Origin of the sequence: Actinomadura syzygii (genome assembly GCF_008085905.1) — a bacterium.
GTDB classification, from domain to species: Bacteria; Actinomycetota; Actinomycetes; order Streptosporangiales; family Streptosporangiaceae; genus Spirillospora; species Spirillospora syzygii.
The window spans coordinates 370,460-396,936 of the sequence record NZ_VSFF01000013.1; the positions used below are offsets into that span (position 1 = coordinate 370,460).

At 70.0% G+C, this 26,477-nt stretch carries 24 protein-coding genes; 22 read left to right on the forward strand and 2 right to left on the reverse strand.

What is annotated here, in order from left to right; genetic code table 11:
* The first annotated feature begins 23 nt into the window (after positions 1 to 23).
* From FXF65_RS46020 to FXF65_RS33660, 8 genes are all read left to right on the forward strand, one after another.
* Entirely contained in the window at positions 24 to 2,171 is a 2,148-nt protein-coding gene (locus FXF65_RS46020) for an FtsK/SpoIIIE domain-containing protein (protein ID WP_187412644.1), read from the forward strand.
* A gap of 202 nt (positions 2,172 to 2,373) precedes the next feature.
* Positions 2,374 to 2,826, forward strand: a complete 453-nt coding sequence (locus FXF65_RS33630; protein ID WP_148354085.1) for a hypothetical protein — start codon at positions 2,374 to 2,376, stop codon at positions 2,824 to 2,826.
* Positions 2,823 to 3,092, forward strand: a complete 270-nt coding sequence (locus FXF65_RS33635) for a hypothetical protein (protein ID WP_148354086.1) — start codon at positions 2,823 to 2,825, stop codon at positions 3,090 to 3,092. The genes FXF65_RS33630 and FXF65_RS33635 overlap by 4 nt, the downstream gene beginning before the upstream one ends.
* The gene (locus FXF65_RS33640) at positions 3,089 to 3,271 is read left to right on the forward strand and encodes a hypothetical protein (protein ID WP_148354087.1); all 183 of its coding nucleotides are present in this window, start codon (positions 3,089 to 3,091) and stop codon (positions 3,269 to 3,271) included. Before FXF65_RS33635 ends, FXF65_RS33640 begins: the two co-directional genes overlap by 4 nt.
* 218 nt (positions 3,272 to 3,489) lie before the next feature.
* Entirely contained in the window at positions 3,490 to 4,491 is a 1,002-nt protein-coding gene (locus FXF65_RS33645) for a tyrosine-type recombinase/integrase (RefSeq protein ID WP_187412645.1), read from the forward strand.
* 490 nt (positions 4,492 to 4,981) lie between these two features.
* The gene (locus tag FXF65_RS33650) at positions 4,982 to 5,365 is read left to right on the forward strand and encodes a hypothetical protein (protein ID WP_148354089.1); all 384 of its coding nucleotides are present in this window, start codon (positions 4,982 to 4,984) and stop codon (positions 5,363 to 5,365) included.
* A 919-nt stretch (positions 5,366 to 6,284) separates the two neighbouring features.
* Entirely contained in the window at positions 6,285 to 7,304 is a 1,020-nt protein-coding gene (locus tag FXF65_RS33655; protein ID WP_148354090.1) for a helix-turn-helix domain-containing protein, read from the forward strand.
* Positions 7,305 to 7,845: 541 nt separating this feature from the next.
* Complete coding sequence (locus FXF65_RS33660; RefSeq protein ID WP_148354091.1) at positions 7,846 to 10,689, forward strand: relaxase/mobilization nuclease domain-containing protein; 2,844 nt, start codon at positions 7,846 to 7,848, stop codon at positions 10,687 to 10,689.
* Between the two features lie 85 nt (positions 10,690 to 10,774).
* Here FXF65_RS33660 and FXF65_RS33665 read toward each other — a convergent pair whose 3' ends face one another.
* Both FXF65_RS33665 and FXF65_RS33670 read right to left on the reverse strand, forming a co-directional pair.
* Positions 10,775 to 11,248, reverse strand: a complete 474-nt coding sequence (locus FXF65_RS33665; RefSeq protein WP_148354092.1) for a TIGR00725 family protein — start codon at positions 11,246 to 11,248, stop codon at positions 10,775 to 10,777.
* A gap of 21 nt (positions 11,249 to 11,269) precedes the next feature.
* Positions 11,270 to 12,631, reverse strand: a complete 1,362-nt coding sequence (locus FXF65_RS33670) for an NsdA family TPR-like regulatory protein (RefSeq protein WP_148354093.1) — start codon at positions 12,629 to 12,631, stop codon at positions 11,270 to 11,272.
* A gap of 556 nt (positions 12,632 to 13,187) precedes the next feature.
* On the opposite strand from FXF65_RS33670, the gene FXF65_RS33675 reads away from it, so the two are divergent.
* From FXF65_RS33675 to FXF65_RS33740, 14 genes are all read left to right on the forward strand, one after another.
* The gene (locus tag FXF65_RS33675; RefSeq protein ID WP_148354094.1) at positions 13,188 to 13,394 is read left to right on the forward strand and encodes a hypothetical protein; all 207 of its coding nucleotides are present in this window, start codon (positions 13,188 to 13,190) and stop codon (positions 13,392 to 13,394) included.
* Complete coding sequence (locus FXF65_RS33680) at positions 13,391 to 14,212, forward strand: SAM-dependent methyltransferase (protein WP_148354095.1); 822 nt, start codon at positions 13,391 to 13,393, stop codon at positions 14,210 to 14,212. Before FXF65_RS33675 ends, FXF65_RS33680 begins: the two co-directional genes overlap by 4 nt.
* Positions 14,199 to 15,038 (forward strand): SAM-dependent methyltransferase, encoded by an 840-nt coding sequence (locus FXF65_RS33685; protein WP_148354096.1) that lies wholly within the window; start codon positions 14,199 to 14,201, stop codon positions 15,036 to 15,038. Before FXF65_RS33680 ends, FXF65_RS33685 begins: the two co-directional genes overlap by 14 nt.
* 234 nt (positions 15,039 to 15,272) lie before the next feature.
* Complete coding sequence (locus tag FXF65_RS44105) at positions 15,273 to 16,187, forward strand: hypothetical protein (RefSeq protein WP_187412646.1); 915 nt, start codon at positions 15,273 to 15,275, stop codon at positions 16,185 to 16,187.
* A complete protein-coding gene (locus FXF65_RS33695; RefSeq protein ID WP_148354097.1) occupies positions 16,184 to 16,498 on the forward strand; it encodes an HAD family hydrolase in 315 nt (104 codons plus the stop codon). Before FXF65_RS44105 ends, FXF65_RS33695 begins: the two co-directional genes overlap by 4 nt.
* A 13-nt stretch (positions 16,499 to 16,511) precedes the next feature.
* On the forward strand, positions 16,512 to 16,724 hold the full coding sequence (locus tag FXF65_RS33700) for an HAD family hydrolase (RefSeq protein ID WP_148354098.1): 213 nt from the start codon (positions 16,512 to 16,514) through the stop codon (positions 16,722 to 16,724).
* Complete coding sequence (locus FXF65_RS33705; RefSeq protein ID WP_148354099.1) at positions 16,717 to 17,535, forward strand: endonuclease/exonuclease/phosphatase family protein; 819 nt, start codon at positions 16,717 to 16,719, stop codon at positions 17,533 to 17,535. Before FXF65_RS33700 ends, FXF65_RS33705 begins: the two co-directional genes overlap by 8 nt.
* 52 nt (positions 17,536 to 17,587) lie before the next feature.
* Positions 17,588 to 18,589, forward strand: coding sequence for a hypothetical protein (locus FXF65_RS33710; RefSeq protein WP_148354100.1), 1,002 nt, complete (start codon positions 17,588 to 17,590; stop codon positions 18,587 to 18,589).
* Positions 18,586 to 19,326 (forward strand): hypothetical protein, encoded by a 741-nt coding sequence (locus tag FXF65_RS33715; RefSeq protein ID WP_148354101.1) that lies wholly within the window; start codon positions 18,586 to 18,588, stop codon positions 19,324 to 19,326. Before FXF65_RS33710 ends, FXF65_RS33715 begins: the two co-directional genes overlap by 4 nt.
* Positions 19,323 to 20,756 (forward strand): hypothetical protein, encoded by a 1,434-nt coding sequence (locus FXF65_RS33720; protein WP_148354102.1) that lies wholly within the window; start codon positions 19,323 to 19,325, stop codon positions 20,754 to 20,756. The genes FXF65_RS33715 and FXF65_RS33720 overlap by 4 nt, the downstream gene beginning before the upstream one ends.
* A gap of 258 nt (positions 20,757 to 21,014) precedes the next feature.
* Positions 21,015 to 22,280 carry a methyltransferase, FxLD system gene (fxlM, locus tag FXF65_RS33725; protein ID WP_148354103.1) on the forward strand — a complete coding sequence of 422 codons (1,266 nt, stop codon included), beginning with the start codon at positions 21,015 to 21,017 and terminating at the stop codon, positions 22,278 to 22,280.
* Between the two features lie 14 nt (positions 22,281 to 22,294).
* A complete protein-coding gene (gene fxlA / locus FXF65_RS33730) occupies positions 22,295 to 22,447 on the forward strand; it encodes an FxLD family lanthipeptide (protein WP_148354104.1) in 153 nt (50 codons plus the stop codon).
* Between the two features lie 114 nt (positions 22,448 to 22,561).
* Complete coding sequence (locus FXF65_RS33735; protein WP_148354105.1) at positions 22,562 to 25,381, forward strand: lantibiotic dehydratase; 2,820 nt, start codon at positions 22,562 to 22,564, stop codon at positions 25,379 to 25,381.
* Positions 25,378 to 26,454: a lanthionine synthetase C family protein gene (locus FXF65_RS33740; protein ID WP_148354106.1), complete on the forward strand. Its 1,077-nt coding sequence runs from the start codon at positions 25,378 to 25,380 to the stop codon at positions 26,452 to 26,454. The genes FXF65_RS33735 and FXF65_RS33740 overlap by 4 nt, the downstream gene beginning before the upstream one ends.
* Positions 26,455 to 26,477: the final 23 nt, after the last annotated feature.

Sequence of the window (26,477 nt, forward strand, 5' to 3'; positions counted from 1 at the left end):
GCTCGTCAGGAACGGGAGCTCCCGTGACCGAATCGCATGAGGACGATCAGCCGCCGGTCAGTCTCGTCAAGTCCACCCGCACCGACGACCCCGGCACCGACCTGACCACCACCACCGATGAGGAGGTCCTCGAAGGGACCGTGCTCGACGTCCGCCCGCGCCCGGTCGCGGCGGTCCGCGACGTCGTGACCGAGGTCGTCACCCACCCCGGTTCCCGCACTGTTGGCCGTCAGGTGCTGTATGTGGCGGCAGGTGGCGTGGTGGTGGCGCGGCGGTTGTGGGACGCGCGCACTACCGCCCGGTACGAGCGGATGCTGCGCGCGGCGGAGGCGGCCGGTGATGTGGAGGCCGCGCTGGAGTGGGAGGCCCGCGCCTCGGCGTTCCGCAAGGACCGGCACGCCCGCCGCATGGACCTGCTGGAACTCCCCATCCGTCTCTTGTCGGCGCTGCCGCGTGTCGCGGCCGGGGTGGTCGCGCTGCTGGTCGGCCTGGGAGCCCTGCTCGCCCTCGCCGCCGACGACCCCCACCAGATCGCCGCCCCGACCCTGGCCGTGGCGAACGCCGTGCAACTCCTGGTGGTGATCGTCGGAGTCGCCTGGGGCCCGCTGCTACTGGCTGCACCCTGGATCGCAGTGGCCGCGCTGTGGCGGCTGGGCCGCTCCCAGGCCGCGTCGATCGGGTGGATCGCCACCGCTGATGACACCGATGTGGATCTGGTGATCAATGAGACCACCATCGCCCGCGCCCTGGAAGCGCTGCGGATTCAGCAGATCACCGCCTACTTCAAACAAGGGCTGCTGCTGCAGTACCTGGTCCCGGTCCGCCGCGACGGCCGCGGCACCCACACCATCGTCCGCCTGCCCGCCGGGGTGACCGCCGAACGGATCGCCCGGCGCCGCGCCGACCTGGCCGCCGGGCTGCACCGCCTGGCCAAAGAGGTGTGGCCCACCACCGGCTCCGAAGCCGGAATCCTCGACCTGTGGATCGCCGACAAAGGCATCCTCGCGGAGGGTGCAGGCCCCTACCCGCTGCTGGAGGAGGGGCTGGCCGACCTGTTCCGCGGCGTGCCGATCGGGCGGACGCTGCGCGGCGACCCCATCCCCGCGCCCATGATGGAGCGCAACACGATCGTCGGCGGGATGCCAGGCCAGGGCAAGAGCGCTCTGGCCCGCGCGCTCATGGCCGGTGCGGCGCTGGACCCGACCGCTGAACTGCGGATCTGGGTGCCCGACGCCAACTACGACTTCCAGGTGTTCCAGCGGCGCTGCACCCGCTACGTCATGGGAGCCGCCCGCCATGACATCGAGCAGATCCGCGACGACCTGCGCGAACTGCACCAAGAGGTGCAGCGGCGCGGGGACCTGCTGGTCCAGTACCGCACCCCCGAGGTCACCCGCACCATCGCCTCCCGCGGGGTGGGTTTGCACCCGCTGGTGTGCCTGCTGGAAGAGGCGCACGTCGCGATCAACCACCCCGAGTTCGGGGCCGAGATCGCCTGGCTGCTGGTCGAGACCACCCGACTGGGCCGCAAACGCGGCATCCACCTCATCGTCTCCACCCAAGCCCCCACCAAGAACTCCATCCCCCGCGATGTGACCCGCAACTGCACCAACGGGTTCGCCTTCGCCGTCGGCGACCACCACGCCAACGACGCCCTCCTCGGCCAGGGCGCCTACGCCGGCGGCCACCGCGCCACCGAACTCATCCCCGGCGTCGACCGCGGCACCTGCATCGCCAAAGGCATCACCGGCGAACGCTCCGACATCATCCAGGCCTACTTCCTGGACGTCTCCGAACACAACGACCAAGTCACCCCCCTCATCAACCGCGCCATCACCGAACTGGACCGGCGCGGCCTGCCCGTCCCCGGCTCCGACCTCCCCCGCACCAGCAGCGGCCCCCGGGACCTGCTCGACGACCTGGACCAGGTACTCGGCAGCGAGCGGGTCCGGCTGGCCGACGTCCCGGTCCTGCTCCGCGAACTCGCCCCCGACTGGGGCCCCTACCGGACGCTGATCGGCTCCCAGCTCCGCAAGCGGCTGGAGGCCTACGGGATCCGGGTCACCAACACCGGCAACGTCCAACGCCTGGACCCCGCCGAGGTCCGCCGCGCCCGCGCCCAACGCCCCACCCCCGACCGCACCACCGCCGACCCCGACCAGGGCGGGTGAGTTAGGTGACCGCCTCCCGCCGCACCCCGTTTCCGGGGGCTCCCAGGGGCCCGCCAAGACCTACCTAACCCGCCTAACTCACCTAACTTTCCGCAGGCCAGACCCCAAGTTAGGTCCCCGCCACAGCCGAGTGAGATCACTAACTCAGTTAGGTCGGGCCACCTAACTCCCACACCCCTCTCAAACCTCCCCGGAGGCCCCCATGCCCGCCAAGGAACCGGCACCGAACTCCACCCCGACCCGCCAGCGCCCGGCCCGCACGTCCGCCACGAGCACGAAACGCTCGCAGGCCCGCAAGCCGCCCGACCGGGATGGGCACGTCAAGGCGCACGACCGGCACACCAAGCACGGCACCGTGCACGTCGGCGCGCACGACCGCAGCACCCGCCGAACCCAATGGGCCACCGCCGGGAACACCTGGGGCGGAGCGGCCGCCACCGGCGTGCTCGCCCTCGGCCTGGTCCTCCAACTCTCCTTCACCCTCATCGCCGCCGCCGCGATCATCCTGGCCGTCACGGTGAAGGTGCTGGTCTACCTGCTCACCGACCAAGACCTCGGCCAACCCGCCCACCGCCGACGCGGGCGCGCGGGCGGCGGACGGCACACCAAACGCCGCTCCACCGGCCGCTCGACCAGCCGGGGGCGCGGCCGATGAACGCCCTGATCTGCGCCCCCGTCCTCGCCGACGCCGATGAAGGGTCGCCCGTCACCGGCGGGCTGCTGTTTCTGCTGATCGTCGTCGCCCTGCTGCTCTGGTGGCGGTTCGACGTCCGAGCCCGGCCCTGGCTGCCGTGCCGCACCTGCCACGGCCGCGCCCGCCACTCCTCGGTCTTCCGCGCCGACGCCTGGGGCGAATGCCCCACCTGCGACGGCACCGGCCGCCGACCCCGCTCCATCACCCGCCGAAACCACCAGTGGTGAACCGCCTGATCGTGGCGGCATCCGCCGCCATCGCGCTCACCGCGCTGTCCGGCCGGATCGAGGTCGGCGCGGGTGCGGCCCTGGCCGTGCTGGCGCTGTGGTGGATCCTGACCGGCGGCGTCCACAACCGCCTCGAACAACGCGAGCGCCGCTCAACCCGCCGGGGCGAGCGGAACTGACCAAGCGCCCAACGCCCTCCCCGCCTTCCAGCCGAGCCCCGGAGAACACCCGTTCTCCGGGGCTGATCCATTGACGGCCATCCCACCGCGAACCGGGGGCCCTGATGACCGACGAACCCACGCCGCTCGCGGTCACCGACCGACCCGACCCCGAGCCACCCGACACCCCGCCGACAACACCAGACCAAGATCATTCCCAACCCCCCATAACCCCAGTTATGTGGAACCCGCAGAACACCGACACCGCCACCCCAGGCAAGATCATCTTTCGCGGCGGGGCACCGGACTCCGGAACCGGAGCCGGGCTGACCCTCGCCGGGCTCGGCGGCCCCAACGCCGCCATCGAGATCTGGCTGCGCGCCTACACCAGCCCCAACACCCGCGACGCCTATCGCCGCGACGTCGGGCGCTGGTTCACCTGGTGCTACGACTACGGCATCGAGGTCGCCGACGCCCGCCGCGGCGACGTCGACGCCTACCGCGCCGAACTCGACGACCACGACCCGCCGCTCGCCGCCCGCACCCGGCGGCGCCGTCTGGCGGCGATCTCCTCGTTCTACGCCTACTGGCTCATCGAAGACGTCCTGCCCCGCAACCCCGCCGCACACGTCCGCCGACCCCGCCCACCCGACGAACCCAGCAGCATCGCCTTGACACGCTCCCAGGCCGTAGCACTGATCGGCGCGGCCGACAATGACGGGCTCCGCTCCGCGATCGTCACCCGGCTGCTGCTGGAAACCGGGATGCGGGTCTCGGAGCTGTGCGGCGCGGACGCCGACGACCTCGCCTCCACCTCCGGGCACCGGACCCTGGACATCGTCCGCAAGGGCGGCAAGACCGCCACCCTGCCCATCACCCCGGCGACCGCCCACCTCATCGACCGCTACCTCAACGGCCGCGCCGAAGGGCCACTGCTACGCAGCTCGGGTGCCAAGAGCGACGGCGTCCCCCAGCCGCTCGACCGCGGCTACGTCCGCCACCTCCTACGCCGCATGGCCCTCGAAGCAGGACTTCCGCACGAGGTGTGCGAGGCGATGCACCCGCACGTGCTCAGACACACCGTCGCCACCCTCCTGGATGAGGAGAACATTCCGGTCCAGGAGATCCAGCGGCTGCTCGGCCACACCGACCCCCGCACCACCCAGAGCTACATCGACAAACGCAAGAACCTGGACGCCTCACCCGTCTACATCATGGGCCGACTCCTCGCCCGCACATGAAGGATCCCCGGCGTCCGGGGGCCCTCGACGATGCTCGGCATACCGGGCCTCCGACTCTGGCCGCCGCTCTTTCACCTCCCGAGCGACTGAGCAACGGCTACTCGGCCATTACCTGATTCCTCGCCCAGATAATGAGCCCGCGCTTATCGCAAGAATGGGCAAGCGGTAGGCCCGATGCCGGTCTCACGAGCCCCCATTTCGCAAGTAGCGGCCAACCGAAAAGCGCCCCGCTCCCCCGCCCCGGAGCGTGAGAGTGCAGGGGATGCGAGGGCGGCCTCCGAGTTGTTCTACCGCCCCACTATCGGGCCGACACGCTCTGAAAGGGCTACTAGGAGACGCGCAAGGCCGAGAACACCGTCTGGCGGCGCACCCTCGCCTTCTTCGCCGAACACCTCGCCTAGGAATAACGCGGAAACACCGGTCTCGGGCCTGACTCACCTGTGTCACACTGATCGCGACATCGGTGGACCGGTTCTCGAGGGGGCCAAAGATGCGCGTGCGGATGTGGGTTCAAGGGCTGGCCATCTGCCTCCTTGTTGGTTTCGCCTCGGCGTGCGGCGGCACCGAGAACGATCCGGAGTCGGCCGCGTCCTCTGCTGTTCCTCTGCCCGACGTCAAGTCGATGACCGAGTTCGCCAGCAGCTATCTGACCGCGATGAAGGGGAAGAACCAGGCCGCCGCCGACGACATGGTCTGCGACGGTAAGTCGACGCTTTACACCGTTATCACCGGGGTAGCGGACGGCAACTGGCAGATCGGCAACGTGCGGGTCGATCGCCACAACGGTTCCGCCGAGATTCAGGAGACCATCGGCGACACCGCCCTCGGCCTGCAAGCGAAGTTCGTCGACGGCAAGTGGTGCGCCACCTCCTGACGATTACTGCTTCTCGGACTGCCAACCGGAGTGACCACCTGGACGCGGGTGTCCTCGCCAGCCTCCTCCCAGCGTCCGGCTGGCTGCTCCCACACCGCATCCAACGCCGGGCGCTGTGCTTGGCGTCGATCAGGCGCAAGTAATCGATGCTGGTCGCGGGCGCCGCCGGCGAAGGGCTTCAGCTTGTACGGTCCCCAGATCTGCTCATCGAACTCCCCCTGGTTGGCCTTGCTGCCAGCCGAGCGCGTATGCCCCGCCATCACCCGACTCCCCGCCTACCTAACGGGGCTGCCCCACCGCGAGCAAAAGCGAAACAGGCGGAGCCGAAGCCAGTCTCACGAGCCCCATTCCGCAATAGACGACCAGTCGCAGTGCCTTCCGCATCTCGGGGAGTGCGGTGGGTGCGAGGGGACGCCGCCAAGATGTTCTATCCGCCCCACCCTCGGAGATCGGAACGCCTCTACCACAGAACTGAAACAGGGATAAGGCGACAGGGCCCGGCTGTAGAGCCGGGCCTTTCCTCGTCCAGCGGCGGAGCCTGCCTCACCGGCCGTCGCGCGTCAACCCGCCCGCCGCTTCGCTCACGGGCGGGTTGACGCGCTCTCGGCTCGGTGAGGCGGACGGCTTCCGCCGGACGAGGAGAAAGGGCCACGGCCTGAACTCCTCCAAAGATCTTCATCATGGAGGGCTCGCGGATGAGCACCATGCAGGCGGAAGCCGACGTCAGCCAGGACGCTTCGCAGTCGGAAACGGCGGGAGCCGACGATGTGCAGGCGCAGCCGATGGCTTCCAGAGGCCCTCTCCCCCGCCAACTCCAGGTTCGGACATCGCGGCGCGTGCGCCGATCGCACCTCTTGACCCATCGCCCGCGTCCCGCACGCGGCGGACGGCGATGGTTTCGGGTCTTCAGGAGGACACGGTGAGCCAAGACCAGCAGGACCAGATCACCGAACACGGCACCGACCCGACCGATGCCGCAACTTCCGTGCCCTTGGCCGTCGCCCGCCCCGGTGCGGGGACGATGCTGCCCGATTGGGTGGCGCTCAGCGGCATCTCCGCCAGAGCCCAGGCGCTGTATTGGCAACTGGCTGTGCATCTGAACCGGCGGCGCGGCGACCGCGTCGTGTTCCCCTCCCGGCAGAATCTGGCGGCCCGGCTGGGCTTCTCCCAAGCCCGCACCATCGACCGCTATCTCACCGAACTCATCGAGGTCGGCGCGATCGACAAACGCACCACCCGGACCTCGGGCATGCGTTCCCGCAACTTCTACGTCCTGCATCTGCAACCCCGGCCCGGTTATCAGGGGCCGCGTACGCTGGCCGACACCCCGTGGGCTGAACCCGACGACACCCCGCAGGCCGACGAGATCACAGACCACGAGGGCGGCTCGCGCCCGTTCCGGCCGGTCCAGGAGACTCCCGGCAGTGCGCAAACACGCACAACCCAAGTGCGTAAACACGCACCCCAGGAGAGCGCGTGCGCGCACCCTAACCAGAAGAACCTTAACCATAAAAACCACCACCACCAGGGACGCGTAAACACAGCCGAAGTCGTGCCAGGACGCGGTGAGAGCACCTCGGAGGACCGTGCCCGCCAGGTGGTGGTGGAGGAGGCGCGGCATCTTCTTCGGACGCTGCCGCAGCGGGTCAACCTGAGCGAGAGCGCGATCCAGCACGCCGCTCCGTGGGTGGCAAGGGCCTTGGAGGACGGTTGGCCCGGCGACCGGCTCCGCGCCGAACTCACCCGGGACCTGCACGGGGCCCGCAACATCCCCGGCGTGATCATCAGCCGACTGCACAGACTGCCGCCCCCGCCGCTCCCAGAGCTCCTCACCCAGAAACCGGCCGCCCCTCGCGCCTGCCCCGACCATCCCGGAGCAGCGCGCCGCAGCGACGGCGAATGCGCCGGTTGCTGGGCCGACAAGCACCACCGCCGGTAACACCCAGGACCGCGTGCTCCGCCCCGCTTCACCCGCACCGATGAAGATCTGGCAAGGGGGAGCCACAGGGATTCTGGAGGGAAGACCACTCGCCCTTCCGCCACACTGTGAGTGATCAAGCGGCTATGAATCCTTAGGGATCAGACTGCTTCCGGTGGGAGATGTGGCCGGGTGCCGAGCGTCTTCCGGCAGCGGCTCTCCCTGATGCGGTTCGGCCCGCTTGGCGCTGGGAAGAGCCGGAGATCTGACACTCTCCGGTGTCGCAGTTCCGTGGTAATGGATCGACCAGATCGGCTATCTGCTGTCGGTGGGCCGGTCGGCGTGGGCACAAACTTGGTGGTGGTGGAGGAGGAGATTTTTCTCGGTCGTTCTCTGCCGGTGCGACGGAGCAAGATATGGGTTATGTCAGACATAACCCTTCCGACGCGGCTTGGCGCTCTTATGCTCGAAGAGTGAACGACGGTAAATCAACCGTGGACCTGGGGGCCACCGCGGAGGCGATCAGCCAGGCTCTGCCCGCTCACCGAGCACGGAGCGCCCCGTGGTCGCCAAGGTAATCGGAAAGAAAAAGACCAAAAAGAAGGCGGGGACAGCGGGGGTGGGAGCCGAGCACGGCCGTTCCACGACGCGGGACGTGCTGAGCTATTTGTACGGGCCTGGGCGGGCGCAGGAACACCACGACCCGCACCTGATCGCCTCGTGGGACGGCCTGGTCGACGACCCGGCCGCAGCCACGTCCCCGGAGGAGGCTCAGGTGCGGCTGTCGGAACTGGCCGCCGAACTGGACCGGCTGACCGTCATCCACCCCCGCCGCGGCCGGGACCTGTGGCACTGCGCGGTCCGCACCGCGCCCACCGACCGGCTGCTGACCGACCAGGAATGGAACCAGACCGCCCGCGAGATGGTCCACGCGGCCGGGATCGCGCCCAAGGGAGACCCGGGCGGATGCCGGTGGGTCGCGGTCCGGCACGCCGACGACCACATCCACATCGTGGCCACGCTACGGCGGATGGACGGGAAAATGCCCGACCGCGGCAACGACTACCTACGGCTCCGACAGACCTGCCGGAACCTGGAGGAACGCTACGGGCTGGCGGTCACTCCGCCGGTGGACTGGACCGCCTCCCGCCGCGCCACGCGCGCCGAACTCGGCAAAGCCCAACGGCTCGGCCGCGACGCAGTAGCCGGAAACCTGGCAACCGGACCCCTGATGCATCGCCTCCCGGTGGACGGGTCAGCCCACGCCTCTGAGAAGAAGACGACGGCGCAGACCGCCGGGTGGGCGCGGGCGGTGTCGGCGCGTGACACGCTCAGGAGGCGGGTCCGCAGCGCCGCCGCTGCAGCCGCCGACGAACCGGCGTTCATCCGCGCACTGGCCGACGCGGGTGTACGGGTGCGCACCCATGATCTTCCTACGTCCGGCGGCGAGCGCGTCCCCGCCGGGTACGAGGTGCACCTGCCAGGTGATCTCACCGCCGACCGGGATCCGATCTGGTATGCCGGGTCCACCTTGGACCCCGATCTGTCGTTGCCGCGTGTCCGTGAACGATGGCAAGGAGTCGTCCCTCCCCCGCGCAACACTGACGCCGACGCCGACGCGGCGAGCGCGCCGGCGCCGAGCCCTAGCGACACCCGGGCACGGGCTTGGAACGCCGCCGTCAGTCCGCTGGCACAAGCGGCGCGAGCATTCGACACCGGTAGCGGCACTGCCGGTGACGATCCCGCCAGTGCCCTGCCCCACACTGCGACCGACGCCAACCGTGCCGCGAACTCCCAAGCGGTGGGCGACCTGCTCACCATCGCCGCCGACCAAGCCCCCGGCCAGATCCGCGACCAGCTCACCGCCGCCGCCCACGCCTTCGAACGCGGCGCACGCGTCCCCATCCAACGCACCCACAACGAGGTCAGCTCCAGCCTGCGACGCGCCACCCAAGCCATCCGCGCCGCAGGCCAAGCAATGTCCCGACGCCAGGAAACCACCGCGATCACCGCTGTCATCGTCGCCGCCGCAGGGGCATTGCAAGCCGCGCTGGCCTGGCACCGGCAACGCCATCTCACCGCCCAAGCCACATCCACCGAGCGAGCCCTTACCCACCTGCAGTTGGCCGCTTGGCAACTGGACCCAGTGCACCACTTCCCCGACCGCGACGCCGCCCAGCGACCCGACCTCCGCCGCGCCGTCCACGCCACACTCGGCGGGCTGATCGACCCCGCCCAGATCACCAGCCACCCCGTCTACCCGATCCTGGCGACCGTGCTGCGCCGCGCCGAGCACACCGGGTACGGCCCCGCACAGGTCCTCCACGCCGCCGCCGACAACGCCGAAATCGGCACGGCTCTACACGTCCCCGGCCTGCCGCTGGCTGATCTTCTGGCCTTCCATATCCAGCAGCGCCTCAACGTCCCCGCCCCTGCGGTGGACGGACCGCGGACTACAAGCGGCGCCCCCGGCGGGCCCGCGCACAATGAACCCGCTGACGGCGGCCAAGAGGAGCACCCAGCCCGAAAACGCTACGCCGACCTCATCCACCAGGCGGCACGAGAATGGTTCGGCGACATGCACGTGAACCTGCGCACCCCCGAACTCGCAGCGGCCCTATACGCTGCCGAACAGGCCGGGCTAGACCCGCAAATCCTGCTGCACGAGGCGAAAATCACACCGCCCCGGCTCCATCCCCAGAACCGCCTCGTACCCGGTGCCGACCGCGCCCTCTCCAAAGAACTGGCCGACCAGATCAACCAGCGCGTCACCGACCACCAACACGCCAAACACCCCGACCGGCCCCCCGCCCCCAGCCACCCGATCCCTAAAAAATGGGCGCAACTGCGGTCCCTGCTCATCAACGCACTACGCGACCACGGCTTGGCCGCCACGGCCGACCAGTTGTACTCGCCAGAGCTGGCGGACCTCCTGCAACGCGCTCACACCAACGGGATCGACATCACCGCCCCTGTCCAAGCATCCGCCAACGCAGTCGGACCGGTCGACTCGGCAGGGTCGCTATCCCACCCCATCCACCGGCAACTCAGCGACGCCCCGCACAGGCCCGACACTCCATACCTCGCCATCCTGCGCGACCACCTCCCCCAACACCCGGGAATCGCATCACCAGACCAGATCGCCGCCACCCCAGCCTGGAAAACCGTCCTCGCCAAACTCCGCAAAGCCCACAGCGCAGGACACCAACCAGAGCAACTACTCCAGCGCGCCGTCTCTAACAACCGAGTCTTCAAGAACCCCGACTCGATCGCCAGAGTCATCGCCTGGCGCATCGACCACTTCACCGACGGCCGCTCACTGGGCCAATCAAAGGGCAGGGGTCCACGCCGTGGCAGCGACCGATTCCCCTACCGGCAGCCTTCCGATCGCGGCCGAACCCCGTAGCCGCTACGCTGCCAGACTCAGGCCTGACCACGCTGTCGCCGATGATCGACAGGGGATAAATCGTCATCGCGAAACTGGTGTCTGATCACGACCACAACCCAGTACGCTCCAGCGCTTCAGCAGGCGTAGCGGCGTGCTCAATGCCCAGTAGAGGCTGGCGATCCGCATCGAGGATCTGCCATCCGCCGAGCTGTACTACGGGCACGCCGCCGCGACGCTTGGCGAGGGCTAGTTCTGAGAGCGTGCCCCAGGAACCCCCAATGACAACCACTGCGTCACCGCTGTTCACGATGATGTTGTTGCGTGCCTCGCCCACCCCCGTGGGGATAGTGATAGTGAGATCGGGATTCGCGCCCTCCCGGTCGGCCCGAGACAGAATCCCGACGACAGTCCCGCCAGCGGTAGCGGCCCCGGCGGCGACTTCGGCCATCACACCGGTGTAGCCGCCGCAGATCACCACCGCCCCCCGCGTGGCAAGCAGTCGCCCAATCTCGCGAGCATTGCGGCGGTCTTCCTCTGTGCAGTTCCGCGGACCGCACACCGATACCTGTATCGCCATCGAGCCTCCCAGGGACTGACCTTATCCACCGGCCGGGAGTTCGGGAGCGGTAGCGGGATGGGCACTGAACAGAGCGATCTGCTCTCGCAGGTCGCGGGCCAGGGGTGTGTCCGCGTATTCCTCAAGCTGTTCGCTCATGCGGTTGACACGGCGGATCACTGGCACAGTCCGGTGTTCGGGGGGCAGGGCGAGGACACCTGCAAGGTGCTCGGCGAACCCGTCAAGTTCTTGCGCAGCGAGATGGGCTGCGGCGAGATCGGAAGCGGCGGCGGCGTAGAGTTCGCTGCCCTGTTCGTGAGGATCGTTGCTCAGGAGGTCCAGGGCTTCGTGAGCTTGTTGTTTTGCCTGAGCAAGATAGAGCGATCGGTTTGCGGCATCCACCGAAGAAGCGATCTCACAGAACGCCTCGCTCGCGTAATAGGCCGCTTTGCCGGGGCTGAATCGGAACACCCCAATCTCGGCATCGTCATCAGCCACCCGATCGCGGGCGTCCACGGCGGCAGAAATCGCATTGCCGAAGTCGGAGTCACGCGCGGCAGCCAGTGCCCGGGACTCCTGGCTGGTGAGCCGAAGCATGGCGGAACCGGACTGGGCAAGGCCCCGCCCGGCATGGGCGATCTCGGCCGCGCTCCGAAAGTCCCCACGCCAGTAGGAGATATTGGATTGAACCCAACGAATGTAGGCACGCAGCGAATTATCACCGGTCAGTTCCACGCAGATTTGAGCAGTCCTGGCGTGCGTCTCGGCTTCGCGAGGATGCCCCAGGTCGGCGTTGGCGTGGGCCAGCAAGGCACAGAGTCTTCCCGCGATCATGTAGAGGCGGCGCTGCTGGTCAAGGGGATGATGGGCATTGTCGAGGATGCCGAACACCTCGTCGCGCAGTTGCGCTATGCGGCGAAATGTCAGGTACACCGGACGTCGGAGGTAGTCGGTAGCGAAGCGTTCCACGTCCGCATCGAATTGGTCGAGCGCGTGTTCATCGATCCGCCGGACGCTGCGGGCGAATCGGGCCGATTCGTCGGCCACGATGGCAATCTCCTCAAACATCTGCGAGGGGTCGGAGTCCGCTTCGGCCCCATGGGTCCAGTATGCGCCCTCTCCGGGAGGTGCTGCGGGTACCGCTGCCGGCACCCTGCTGGAGAGCATCGGGGGAGCGAGCAGCTCTCGTACGGGCTGCCCGAACATGCGCTCGAGTACCCGGCAGCTCGAAGGACGGGGCTCACCCTTGAGGCGTCCGGCGCACCAGCGTTGCCATGTGCGTTCTCCCACGGTCAAGGTGGGAAGGCCCAGCTCGCGGGCCACCTTGGAGAAGGCTCTGGTGGCGGCGAGTGGCGTCCAGTGCCGTTCGGCGGCCAGTTTCGCAAGTAGCGTCGCTTGGCCCATGTGGTCCCTCCACCAGTCGCCTGGAGCGGATACAGGTCAACACCTTCAAGTAACCCCGAGATCCCCATGCCTGCCAAGACCGGCCATGCGAAGTGGCGGTGAAACGGCACCAAGAGGCGGTCTTGTGACGTCGCGAAGTCGGTACAGCGATACCACGCTGTGTGCCCATGAGCCTGCGCTCGACGGACATCGCCTGTAGAGAGGCCACGCCACCCACCCGGACCACCGTCCCTCTGGACGCCTTCGCCTTGCGGCTGAGGGGCTTCGCCCGCCGTTTCGAATCTCGCAACCGGACACGGGAACTCGTCGGCGACGAGGACGACACGCTGCTGCACCTCCGGCCGATGCCCCGACCGCACGCTGGAACTCGTACACGGAAGCGCGCCGCCTATCCCCGAGGACCTGGCCGGGGCTGCCGTCACCTTGAACGGGGGCGGCATGACTGGCGGCGCCGTCCCTTGACCGCAGCGGCGGGGAGACCGAACAGCTTGCCGTCCTCACACCGGTTCCTTGCCGCCGCATGACATCCCGCATCCGCCCAACAGGGAAATCGATCATGATCGCACTGTCTACAGCCGACCCCAAGGCGTGGTTGAAGGGCGCTCATCCGCACTGGAGCATCGTCGAATCGGACAAGCACCGCTGGTGGGCCTTCCTCGACATGGACCAGCGCGGGACCTACGCGGTCCCCGTCCGGACCACCGATGTGAACGCCGACACGCCCGAGGAACTGCACGACCTGCTCACCAAGGCCGAGTCGTGACCGGTCCCGTGCTCGACACTCGGCCCCGCACCGCGCTCATGTACAACTACTACCTGGGTGGAAAGTCCTGGTCAGGGGTCGATGCGCAGGCCGCCATGGAGGTCGTCCGGTCGTCACCGGACGTCCCGGCCGTTGCCCGGGAGAACTTCCGGTTCGCCGGACGCGCCGCCTCCTGGGCCGTCGCCGAGTTCGGCATCGGCCAGGTTCTCGACATCGGCGTGGGGATCGTCCACGACGTCCCGCTCGACTCCGTCGAGAAGTGCGTCCGAGCCGTCTCCCCCGACGCCATGGTGCTCGCCTTCGACAACGACCCGGTCGTGCTCACCCATGCGCGGGCGTGGCGCCCCGGATACGGCGGTGTGCTCCGCGGCGACATCCGAGACCTCGACAGCATCTTCCACCACCCCGACGCCGGCGACCTCCTCGATCTGACCGCGCCGACCGTGGTCGTTCTAGCCGCCGTCCTGCACTTCGTAGCCGACCCGGCAGCGGTGATGGCGGGACTGCGGGAGCGCCTGGTGCCCGGCAGCGTCGTCGTGGTGTCGCACGCGACCTCGACCGGTACCGAGCAGGGGCGCGTTGACGACATGACCGGGGCGTACGAAGAGGCCAGCAGTCCGATCAGGTTCCGGACGGAGGCGCAGATCCGAGCGCTGGCCGACGGATGGCGCGTTGAGCACGACCTCGTCGACGTGCAGAACTGGTCCACCGACGGCACCCGCCGGTACGCGCCCTACGAGACGGTCCGCGTCGTCGGCATGGCCGCCGTCCTCCCCGAAGCCCCCGCGACGGTGGAGGTGGCGCATGTCGTGGGATAAGGCGCCCGCCGTCTCCAGCACCGACAAGATCAACACCGAGGAGCCGAACGCCGCCCGGTTATGGGACTACCTGCTGGGCGGCAAAGATCATTATCAGGTCGACCGCGAGGCCGCAGCCAAGGTCGCCGCGATCCTGCCCGGCTACGCCGACGCCGCTCGCCACGAGCGGGCGTTCCTCGCCCGAGCCGTTCGCCACCTGGCGGGTGAGGCCGGGATCAGGCAGTTCCTCGACATCGGCGTCGGCCTGCCCGCCGCCGCCGACAACACCCACGAGGTCGCCCAGCGCGCCGCGCCGGACGCTCGTGTCGTGTATGTCGACAACGACCCCCTCGTCTTGTCCTACGCCCGTGCCCTCCACCCCCTCACCTGCACCCGCCAAGGGGGCTGCGGGGTCGTCGATGCCGACGCCCGCGACGTCGAGGTGATTGTGCGCGAGGCCGCGTGGACGCTCGACTTTGATCAGCCGGTCGGGCTGTTGCTGTTGAACATCCTGAACTACATCGTCGTCGGTGATGAAGCACAGGCGATGGTGAAAGGGCTGGTCGCGGCGCTGGCACCGGGCAGCTACGTCGTCATCGCCCACCCGACCGCCGAGGCGGACGGTGAGCGGGTGCACGAGGCCATGGAGGTCGTGATGGACATGGGCGGCGCGTCCGTCGTCGCCCGCACCCCACAGCGGATCGAGGGCTTCTTGGAGGGCCTGGAGCTGCTGGACCCCGGCGTGGTGTCGTGCTCGCACTGGCGGCCCGACCCGTGGCCACCCCCAGCGCCCGTCCTCCAGTTCTGCGGCGTCGCTCGCGTCCCAGACCAGGAGCCCAGGCGGTGAGGTCGCCCCCTTGATCCTCGCCCGGCCGGAGACCCGGACCATACCCCGTGACCGGCGCCCCCTCCCCGAGGTCCACCGTCTCCGGCCGGGCGAGCCCGCCCTTCCCAACAGCGGCATACGGCCACCCCAGTGCGCGTGGTCTGCCCTGGAATCGCTCTCCTCCCACCATTCCGGTCCAGCGCGACCGGCCTCCAGGAAGAAGGGGTCCCTCATGTTTCCGCTCGGCGGCATCACGTGACCGGCGTCGTCCCCGCAACGGCCGCCGACACGTTCCGGGTGGCCGTGGTCAACTGGCAGTACGGCGGGCTCGATACCGATGGGTCGGACGCGCGCTGGCGCCAGACCGTTGACGTGCTCGGCACGGTCGGTGCCCAGGTGGTGCTCTGCCAGGAGTTCGGGGCACCGCAACCGGCGCTGCGCCAACCCCGGCACGGTCGGCGCACCGCCAACGCCCTCGGCATGGAGATGGTGCTGGGCCCGGTGCCGCCCGGCGCCCGCAGCGCCTTGCACGTCGCTGTGCTGGTCGACACGGGCACCACCGGCTGGAGGATCGAGGCCGACGCCCCCTACACCCACAGCCGTTTCGGCGGCACCCAGCATGAGTCCTGGTGCGGGGTGCAACTCAACATCGGCGAACTGGTCGTGGACTGCTACAGCGTGCACCTCCCGGCCCGGTCCGCTGTCGAGCAGCTCTCCCAGGCCCAGACGCTGACCGCCCTGCTCACTGACCCCGAGCGGCTCGTCCTGGTCGGCGGCGACATGAACGGCTACCCGCGCGGCGGCCCGTCCGCCACCGCCGACGAGTTGGAGGAACTGCCGCCGCATCTGCGCGTGACCCGAGCCCGACGAGGCGCGAACGGCCAGCTGCAGGCCAACCTCGATGTCGACGACGTGTTCAGCCGCGCCGGGTTCCTCGACCTGGCCTTGGGCCTGCCCGCCGAGCTTCGCCACCCGCCGGAGCTGCGGGCGACCGGGAAGGGCGGCGCCCGCGTCGACCGGGCCTACGGATCGCCGGAGTTGGCCGCGGCCGCCACCGGCTACTGGCAGGTGGACATCGCCAGCGACCACGACGCGGTGGTCTTCGACTTCGACCTGGCCGCCCTCCGCCGGATCCTCACCCCGCGCGGGGCGCGAGGAGGTGAACAATGACCGCGCACCGGGCCCAGTGGCACGCCCGCCGGTACGGCGGCCCCATCACCCACGTTGCCCTGGACTACGGCCTCACGCTGACCAGCAACGCCGACCCCATCGACCTGATGACGGGCATGCGGCCGGTCACCGACGAAGCCAATACCGCCGTCTGGGCGCTGGGCGACGTCGGCGTCACCCTGGCACTGGTCTCCGAAACCGGGCCGGGCCTGGACCGGAGCCCCGCCCTCCAAGCCGCCGGACTCGACGCCCTCTTCGGGGACCGGGTCTATCTCTCGCACGAGCTGGGCCTGACCAAGGCCAGCCCCTGACTTCTACCGGCACGTGCTGACCGACCTCGAAATCCAGCCTGGCGAGCTGCTGGTCTGCGGCAACAACCTGCGCACCAACGTCGCTGTCCCAGCACGGCTACACATCCGCGCCGTCCTGCTCGGGTCCCAAACGGCCCGCTACAAACTGCCCCCGAACACGACCTTGATCACCCGTTTCGGCGACCTACCCGACCTGCTCACCGGAGAGCGAACCGTTCATGCCTGAGCCCACCACCATCCGCGTCGCCACCTGCAATCTGTTCGAGGGCGGCCTCGACGGCGACGACCCCGAGCACTTCAGCCGCGACGACTCCCGCCTCCGCCAGCAGGTCGAGGTGCTCGCCTCCCTCAAGCTGGACCTCATCGGGATCCAAGAAGCCACCTGGGGGATGCTCGATGACAACCGCCTGGACGGCGTCGCCACCGACCTCGGGATGCCCTGGCGGTACCTGGGCCGCTCCAACCTCTACGGCTGCAACCTCGCCACGCTGATCCGGACAGGCGACAACAAGATCACCGTCAAGGACTACACCCACCTGACCGGCCCGCCGTTCGTCCACGGCCTCACCAACGTCACCTTCATCATCGCCGGGCACCCCCGCACCGTGCACTTCCTGGTCGGCCACTCCGCCCCCTCCAGCCCCACCATGCGCCTGGCCGAAGCCGAAACGGCCACCGTCCACCGGCACCACGATCTGATCTACGTCGCCGACTTCAACGCGGCCGCGTTGGACGACGACCCCGACACCACCGGGATCGACAAGGCGACGGCCAGGGGCAAGCTCGACAAACGCCCCGCCGAAACGCTCGCCGCCGCCGGGTTCCACGACGTCGGCGGCGTCCTGGGCGACCGCACCCCGACCGTGGGGCACCGCACCCCGAACGAGGACGACGACGCGGCCAAGCTCGCATACAGGTGCGACCGGATCTACACGACGTTGCCCACCGAGACGGTCACCGGGTACGGCGTCGAGCTCGGCGGCGACGCGCTGTCTGACCACCGGATCGTCTGGGCCGAGTTCACCCTCGGCCGATAGCCCACCGCCACGTCCCGCGACCATCTACCTCACACGAAAGCCCCTCTTACCGATGACTCGATCTCCTCTCTGGCGCGGCGCTGCGGCGTTAGCCGTCCTGTTCGGCCCGCACGCGGTCACGGCCTTGTCCGCCGCCGCGGAACTGGCCGGAGCCGACCTCGGCCAGCCCGGCCTTCCGGCCTCGGTCAACGTCTCGGCGCTCAGCCTCGCCGTCGCCGGGATCTGGCTACTGGTCCGCGCCCGCCACCCGGTGAACGATCGTGCGACCCGGCCCGCGGTTGGAGGCGCAGCCGCCCTCGCTCTCGCCGGGGCCGCGCTGCTGCCGCTGACCGGCCAAGCCGCCGACACCGCCGCAACGGTGCTAGTGGCCGGGGCGGGTGCGTGGCTGTGCGCCGGACTCGCCGCCGACGCCGGAGCGCCGCTGTGGCGGGGCCGCCTGGCCGGTGAGAGCGCCCGGCGCTGGGACATGGACGCGGTCGCGGCCTGCGCCATCGTGTTCGCGGCGCACCTGATCGTCATGATCCTGGACGACTGGATCGACCTGCTGCAAGGGCCGACCGCCGTCGACCAAGTCGACGCGGTCGGCCTCCCCAACCCGACGTTGTTCACCATCCAGGCGCTGGCGGCCGGGGTGCGGGAGGAGATTCCTCTGCTCGCGCTGCCCGCCGCTCTGATGATGGCCGCACGCCGCCCGGCCTGGCAGATCCTCGCCGTAGTGTGCGTCCTGCGGGTGATCCCGCACGCCTACCTCGGTGCCACGGCACCCCCGTCCATCATTTTCGCCGGGGCGGCCTGGTGGATGTACCGCGTAACCGGGCGGATAGGGCCGATCATCGTCGGCCACACGCTGTTCAACGCGACGGCCCTATGGATCAACCACGCCGAGATCGATTACACCGGGCGACGCGTGATGACGGCGATGGCGGTGGCGCTCGCCGTCCTCCTGCTCTCCTACGCCCCCAACGCCGCACCCGCGTGGCTGCGGCACTGGCTCAGTAAGAAGCCCGCCCCCGACGACGAGCGCCCGGCCAAGGCGAAGGAACCCGCGATATGACCCACATCGGTCCCCTGCCCCAGCCCGGCCCGGACGCCCCGCCACCGTGCGACCGGCCCATCCCGCCGTTGGGCACCACGGCCTTGGACGACCAGCAGGCGCGGCGCCTGCTGGCCTCGACGATGGACGAGCCCTCGCGTGTGTGGGCCTACGCCTGCGCGGTGCCCGAGCCCGGAGCCGAGCCCGTCGACGAGATCCTGCTCACCGAACTCGGCGGTGACGACGAACTCGGCAGTGACCAAAACCTCGGTGTGGTGTGGGTTCGCTCCCCCGACTCCTTCACCGGCGCGGCCGGGCACCTGCTCGGCGGTACCGGACGCGACGACACGATGCTGTTGCGGCGCTGGGAGGACCTGGTGTTCAAGCTGGCCGACCTGGTCGACTCCCACGCCTGCCGCATCCAGTCCCCCACCGACTGGCCTGCCCGATTCGTCGAGATGCAGGCCGCCTTCCTGCGGTGGACGGCCTGCTACGGCGTGATCGCCGCCCTGCACAGCTCGGCAAGAGACGACATCCGCGACACCGTCCGCGCCCACCCCGACGGCGGACTCACCCACGACCTGGGCGACCTGACCGCCGACGGCGCCGCCCAGATCATCGACGGCTACGAGCGCGAGCCCGCCGCTCTGATTCCGCCGGGCTGGACCGTGGAGGGATGGGACCACACCCGGCCCCGCACCCACCCGATCCTCTCCGGGCTCCGCCCCCACCCGCCGCACAGGAAAGCCGCCCGATGACTCCACACGATCCCTTCCGCTTCGACCCGTTCGCAGTCGCCGAACCGAACGGGCAGATCGATCGCCTGCACCGCATGCGCGACGCCACCCACTACCTCGTGGCCTTCTGGGGCGACATGCTGTACTCGCAGGAGCAGCAGCACACGGGAAGGCTCACCGCGCCACCGAGCATCACCGCCCTGCCCCCCGATCAGCAGCCCTGGGCGCTGATCGAGGCCGAAGCCACCCGGATCGCCGACGCACACCTATACGCCCTGGACGCGGCGGCCACCACCGCCGCCCTCGCCCTCGGCACCGACATGCTCGCCCACGCCCACGCTGCCGCGCCCGTCGACGGCACCGCACCGAGCAGCCGGGCGTGGGCCTGGGCGGCCGAGCCCCCCGCCGCGTCCGGGCTCCTACGCTGGGGCAGCGAGGTCGGTCACGACCGCAAGGGAGTACCGCTGATCGCCTGCCACTGGGGCCCCACTCCGGAAGGGACCTGGCTGTACTGGTGGTGCGACCAGCGCATCGCCATCCCCTCCACATCGGCCTCTTCTGCCCGCCATCACAAGGAGCTCCTGCGAAGGCTGGGGCCGCTGGGCCTCAGCAAGATCGCCACGATCCTGGTCCCCCACCCAGACGCCGTCCCGCCCGCAGCCCTGCCCGACGTCCCGCCCGCAGATGACCTCGACCCCGAACTGTTGGCGTTAACGGCAACAGTCCTGGCCTCGTGGGCACTGCTGACCACCCCGCGCGCCGCCCGGCTGCACACCCACCAACCCGACGAGAGCGAGACCGCCCGCGACCCCCGCAAGCTCCAGCCTCGTCCCGCGACCCTCGCCACCGGCCCCATCGACACACACCTCGTCCAGCACCTTTCCACCAATCCCCCAGCGCTGGTCCGTAAAAGAACGCCCTCGCCCCAAGAGCAGGCCGCCTGGGAACAGGCCGCCAAGGACCACGCCGCCAGGAAACAAGCCGCCAAGGACCAGGCCGCCAAGGAGCGGACCCGCGCCATGCTGAGCGCCCTGGACGCCCTAGCCAACCAGGCCCAGCACACGATGAAGACCCTGGACGACGGCGCCGCGAGTGACGCGCCCCTGAGCGGGCTCGCCGAGGCGCTGGAGTCGCTGACGGACACGATCGATCTGCTCCTACCGACGATGTCGACGGTGAACACCCGTGCGGCGCACCTCCATCGGGAACTGATTGACCAGGGCAGCGAAGAGGCAGCAAAGCACTTGGACTCGGGGCTGGTGAGCCTCGGCATCGGACGCGACTCGCTAGAGGCCGTGCATCACCTACTCGCGATGGGGCGCCGCGAACTGGTCCTCGCCATGGGCTGTGAGGACGAGGGGCGAACACCACATCCCGGCCCGGTGACTCTGGCCACCGAGGCACTTGACACCGCCTGGACCGAACGGTTGAACGGAGAGGGACGATCGTGACCTGTGAGCAGGCGTCGCAGGGTCACCCGTGCGTGCGCAGCGGCGGGTCGCGGGCGGTGAACCAGGGATCGCTGAGAGAGTCGCTGATCGCGGCACCGCTGCGACCGCGCAGATCCGCCGGACTGACGTGGCCCGTCTGCCTCATCCCGGCCGGACGGCTGATCCGACGAACCCGACACCTCAAGGAGGCTCTCCCGCAATGACGTCGCACCCTGGCCGATTCCCAGACCGGTTCGTCCCATTCCCAGGAGGCGTGTCGTGAGCGTCGACACCGCGAGCCGTGCTGAGGGGGCCGAAAGACTCCGCAACGCCCTGGTCGACACGATCATCACCGACCATGCCGACAAGGGCTTGGCGATGCCCGCCGAGGTGGAGCGGGCGATGCGGACGGTGCCCCGTGAAGTGTTCACTCCGGGCGTCTCGGTGGAGAGGGCGTATGAGAACACCGCGGTGATCACCGCCCGGCGTGGTGAGGAGGCCGTCAGTTCGGTGTCGGCGCCTTATCTGATTGCGGAGATGCTCGGCCAGGCGGTCGAGGCGCTCGGCGGTTTGAAGGGCCGTGCCGTTTTGGAGGTCGGCAGCGGCGGCTACAACGCCTCGCTGCTGCGCGAGCTCGTCGGTCCGACAGGGTCGGTCACGACCGTCGACATTGACCCCGAGGTGACCGACCGGGCGGCGTCCTGCCTGGAGCGGGCGGGCTACAACGACGTCACCGTGATGTGCGCGGACGCCGAGCACCTGGTCGAGCCGGACCGCCACTACGACCTGATCATCGTCACCGCGGGGGCCTGGGACATCCCATCGGCGTGGCGCGAGCAGCTCCACGGCGACGGTGTCCTCGTCGTCCCGCTGCGTACGTTCGGGCTGACCCGATCGTGGGCGCTGCGGCGTTCGGGGGACCGGCTGGCCAGCGTCAGCCACCGCCAGTGCGGGTTCGTCTCGATGCGGGGCGAGGGTGGCCGCCCGCTGCGGTACGTCGACGTCGCCGACGGTGTCCACCTGCGGCTCGATGAGGACCCGCAGACCGCTCCTGACGTCATCGCCCGCACGGTCGCCGACCTGCTCAACCAGCCTCGCCAGGTGGCGTGGGCCGGGGTGAGCCTGCCGCCCCGCACCGTGCTGGCCGACCTGGACCTGTGGCTGGCCGCCCGCTTGGCGGGGGAGGCGGAGGAGTTCATGATGCTGACGGCACAGGAGGCGGCCGTCAAATCTGGCATCGTCGCGCCGTCGTGGCGGTTCGGGGCTCCCGCCGCCCTCGTTGAGGGCACGTTCTCCTACCGGTCGGTGCTGAACTGGACCGGCAGGATGTTTGATCTCGGCGCATCCGCCCACGGGCCCGCCGCCGCCGCGGCGGCCGGGCGGATGGTCGAGCACATGCGCGCGTGGCTGGACGCCGGTAATCCGTCTCCGGCCCTAGACGTCGCGCCCGCGCGCACTCCCGACGGCGACCTGCCGGACGGGACCGTCCTGGACAAGCGGCACAGCCGCTTCGTCCTGACCTTTCCCACCGTTACCTCTCGATAGAAGGGAAAACCCTGATGGAGCGCGACGAGCAGTACGAGCTGAACGTCCGCCTGGTCGACTCCGGGGACACCGCGAGCGGCCACGCCACCAGCACCGACGACGACTGCGGCTCGGGCAACACCGGCTCGGACGCCTGCACCACCAACGCCGACGTCGGCGTGCGCTAACACCCCGCCTCACCCCCTGCCGGGCCCGGCCCCGTGCGCGGCTCCATGCGCAACAGGGGACTGGGCCCGGCCCCGTTGCCCCCTTCTGCGACCCGCCAGGGCGGTGAGCGACCCATGTTCCACGCGACGAGTGCGGCGCTGCTCAGAGCCGCCGCCTACCCTGATGATCTGGTCCTGCCCGCCTGGCCCGACCTGACCGCCGACCGGCCCGGCCCGTGGCTGGAGTGGCTGGAAGAGGCGTGGACGCTGCCGGGGTTCGCCGCCGCCGTCACGCTGGCCGCGCCCGACCTGGCCGCCCAGATCACCCGCGCCCTGGACGGACAGCCGGTCCGGACGCGCCGGTTACGGCGCCTAGTGGAGTCCACGATCCGGTATCTGTTGAGGTGGACGACCCGCGCGACCCCGTTCGGCTGCTTCGCGGGGGTGGCGCCGGTCGAGTTCGGCTCGCGCGCGGCGGTGCACTGGAGCGGGCGGCACCGTGCCGTGGCCCGTCCCGACGACCGTTTCACCGCCGAGCAGGCCGCGCGGGCTGAGCGGGACCTGCCGTTCATGCGCACGGTCGCGGTGATGACGAACCCTCTCGGGTACGCGCGTGGCGGGCGGTGGGTGTTGCCCTGCGCCCGCGCCGAGCACGACCGGATGTGGGATGTCGAGATCGAGCTGACCGATCCGGTGCAGGCCGCGGTTGAACAGGCCGCCTCCGCCATCGCGTTCGCCGATCTCGCCGCCACCGTGGCTGCCAAGCTTCCCGGTGGCACGGCCGAAGCCGAGGGACTGCTGACCGCGCTGGTGAAGGCGAGGGTGCTGCTGTCGGCGGTACGGCCGCCGATGACCGTGACCGACCCGTCCGCGTACCTGGCCCGCCATCTGACCGGGCGCATCGACCTGCCCGCCCCCGGCGACCAGGTCGCGGTCGACCTGCGGGTCGGCTGCTCGGTGACGCTGCCACCCGCAGTGGTCGCGGCCGCTGAGGATGCGGCCGGGACGCTCGCCGCCGTCGCGCCGCGGCTGCCCGGCTGGGCTGCCTACCATCGCTCGTTCATCGAGCGGTGGGGCCCCGGCGCCGCCGTGCCGCTGCGCGAGGTGGTGAACGTCCTGGGGTTCCCCGCCGGGTACCGGGGCTCACCCCATCGTGATCCGGCGGGATTCACCGCCCGCGACGCGCTGCTCGCCGACCTCGCACAGCGGTCGGCCCTGGACGGCTGCGCCGACGTCGTGCTCGATGACGACCTGGTCGCCGCGCTGCACGGCGACGATGACCGGCCCCCGATCCCGCACACCGAACTGCGCTTCACCCTCGCCGCCCCGACACCACGGCACCTGGACCGGGGCGCGTTCACGCTGACCGTGGTGAGTGGCGCCCGCCACGCGGGCGTCACAGCCGCCCGGTTCCTGCACCTGCTCACCCCAAGCGAACTGGACCACTTCCGCAGCGTCTACACCGATCTTCCGGCCGCGACGCCCAGCGCGGACATCGTGCAACTGTCGGGGCCCCCGCTCCACGCCCGCCTGGCCACCCTCGCCCGCGCACCCGAACTCCTGCCCGTCCTACCCGTCGGAGACTTCCACCCCCACCCGCCCTGGACACTCGCGGACCTGGCGGTGGCGGGGGACGGCGAGCGGCTGTGGCTGGTATCGGCCACCACCGGACGGCCGGTCGAACCGCTGCTGCTCAACAGCGTGCTGTTACCGACCGCCCAGCAGCCTCTCGTCCGGTTCCTGACCGAGATCTGGACGGCATGGACCGCCCCGTGCGCCCGGTTCGATTGGGGCCATGCCAGCAGCCTGCCGTTCCTACCCAGAATCCAGCGGGGCCGCGCCGTCCTGCACCCGGCTCGCTGGACCATCCCCGCGACCGCGCTACCGAGCCGCGGCGCGCCGTGGCCGCAGTGGCGAGCCGCCTGGCAGCGGCACCGCGAACGGCACCGGGTTCCGCGTGAAGTACTGATCAGCCAGAACCGCAGCTTCGACGATGTCCGGCTGCGGCTTGACCTGGACGAGCCCGCCCACCTGGCGGTGCTGCGCAGCCACCTTCACCGGCACGGCGGTGCCGCCCTGACAGAAGCCGACCGGCCTTCCGGCTGGATCGGCGGCAGACCGGCCGAACTCCTACTCACCCTCACCTCGACGCCACCGCGCCCGCGGCGCCCGGCCCGGCCTGCCCGCCCCGCCAGCACCCTCCAGCACCGCCCCGGACGGTCACGATGGCTGGACGCCCGCCTATTCGGCCGATCCCAGACCATCCTCACCGACGTCCTCGCCCACCTTCCCGATCTCCCCGTGGGCTGGTGGTTCCTGCGCTACCCCGACCCGATCCCACACCTGCGGCTGCGCGTCCCGCTGCGTGAGGGCGAGTTCGCCGATGCCGCCCATGACCTCGCCCTGTGGGCAGAGCGGCTACACGAGGACGGCTTGGTCACCGACTACGCTCTGGCGACCTACCGGCCAGAGACCCGCCACGGAAGCGGCCCGACCCTGACCGCGGCCGAAGCGGTCTTCGCCGCCGACTCCCGCGTCGTCCTCGAACGACTGGAGGGTGACGCGCAGGCCGCCACAGCCGCAGGGGTCATCACCATCGCTCACGGGTTCACCAGCGGCGACGGCCTGCGGTGGCTCCTCGATCACGTGCCGCACCGCAGCGGCCCGCGCCTGGACACCGCCCAACTCGCCCGCGTCCGCGCCTCCTCCGCAGACGATGCCGCCTTGGCGGGAGCGCTGGCCACCTATCGGGCTCTCGCCGACCGAGACGGACTCGACACCGACCAGGTGCTGGCCGACCTGCTGCACCTGCACCACGCCCGAATGATCGGCGTCGACACCCCCTCCGAGCAGCACTGCCTCCGACTGGCCCGTACCATCGCCCAAACCGACCTGCGCACCGGACGCCCCGACCGATACACCTGTGGCCGAGATCCCATGAGCGGGCCGTCATGAGCACGGGGCAGAACCTCGCCGAGGGAGCTGTCGGCATCGCCCTCCTCCACCTGGAAACCGGCGCCTGGGAAGCCGCCTACGCAGCGCTCCAGGAAGCCGTCTCCAGCGGCGTCAGCACCGCCGCCGGGGCCAGCCTCTTCTACGGTGCGCCCGCCCTCGCGTTCGTCCTCGCCGCATCCACCCGGGCAGATCTCACCCGCGCCACAGCCACCGTCGCCACTGGGACCGCGGCAGTGACCCGCCGTCGCCTGGAAGCCGCCCACCAGCGCATCGACCGCCGCCAGCGCCCCGCCTACGCCGAGTTCGACCTCATCCGCGGACTGACCGGACTCGGCGTCGCCCTACGCCGCATCGGCGCCCTCGACCTTCTCCGCGAAGTGCTGACCTACCTGGTCCGGCTCACCGAGCCGCTCGACGGGCTCCCCGGCTGGTGGTGCCCAACCGGCCCCAACCGCACCAAGCCCGGCCCCGCCGGAGGCCACAGCAACCACGGGATGGCACACGGCATCACCGGCCCGCTCGCCCTAATGGCGCTGACGATGAGCGAAGGCGTTCACGTCAACGGGCAACCAGCGGCACTCGCCCGCATCTGCCAGTGGCTCGACCGCTGGGAACGACAGACCGACAGCGGCCAGGCGTGGTGGCCGCAGATCATCACACTGGACGAGTTACGCCGTGGCGACACCGATCAGCAGAGCCCGTTGCGGCCATCGTGGTGCTACGGGACTCCCGGCATCGCCCGCGCCCAGCAACTCGCCGCCCGCGCCCTCGGCGACACCACGCGCCAACGAAACGCCGAAACTGCATTCGCAGCGTGCGTAAGCGACCCCGGACAACTGGCCCGCCTCACCTGCCGTGGCCTCTGCCACGGAACCGCCGGGATCCTTGCGGCCGGACGACGCATCGCCGCCGACGCCCTCACCCCCATCCCCGTCGCCCCGCTGCTGGACCTCCACCGGCAAGCCGCCGCCACACCCGACGAACCCCCCGGCTTCCTCGATGGGACAGCCGGAGCCCAACTGACCGCCACAGGGATCACGACCTCCTGGGACGCCTGCCTCCTGCTGTGCTGACGAGAAGGGCCAGATCATGCACG